The sequence below is a fragment of the Mesorhizobium sp. M0808 genome, from assembly GCF_040320025.1.
Lineage (GTDB): Bacteria > Pseudomonadota > Alphaproteobacteria > Rhizobiales > Rhizobiaceae > Mesorhizobium.
The window spans coordinates 1-631 of record NZ_JAMYOX010000140.1 but is presented as its reverse complement, the minus strand read 5'-3'; the positions used below and the strand labels follow the sequence as shown (position 1 = coordinate 631).

Annotated in this window: 1 protein-coding gene; it reads left to right on the top strand. The window is 66.6% G+C overall.

Annotated features, from left to right (window positions below):
- Nucleotides 1-279: 279 nt before the first annotated feature.
- The gene (locus NKI25_RS36350) at nt 280-522 is read left to right on the top strand and encodes a hypothetical protein (protein ID WP_352825533.1); all 243 of its coding nucleotides are present in this window, start codon (nt 280-282) and stop codon (nt 520-522) included.
- Nucleotides 523-631 lie beyond the last annotated feature (109 nt).

Below are 631 nucleotides of genomic sequence, written 5' to 3'. Positions count from 1 at the left end.
CCCCCCCCTTCGCGCGGCGGTTTTTTTTTTTTTTTTGTTTTTGGGGGGGGCGCCTCCGGGGTTTCGCCCCCCGCGCCCGCCCCCCCCCCCCCCGGGGGGGGGGGGGGCGGGGGGGGGGGCCCCCCCCCCCCCCCACCACGCCAGACAATGGTTTGGAAACGCAAAACAAACGACGCCGGCTGCGTCCTGCAAAGTGCAACGCAAGCCACGAGATCGTACGGAATCGTACAAGCTCTTTCGCTTTGCGGCAGTCTTGCTATCGTTGGCTGGGAGAGATGGGTGGAGGCTTCCGTGGGGCAGATCAAGTCGCCGCTAGGAATCGGTATTGACACCGACGCTGCCGTTCATACCATCATGGCCGACTATCATGCCGGTGACATTCTCTCGACCACCGTCGTCATAGCCGATTTGCGCAAACGCTTTCCCTGGTTCCGGCAAACCGACGAGGAGCTGGTTGGCTTCATCGTTCGGGCGCTGGACGGTCGGGATATCGCGGTCAGCTTCGACCACCGCGGCCGCTAGGCTGATTTTACGGCAAAACCAGCCGGGGGCGGGGCGCGGGGGGGCGGGGGGGGGGCGGGGGGGTGGTGCGGGGGGGGTGAGGGCGCGCGGGGTGTGGTGGATGAGGGGG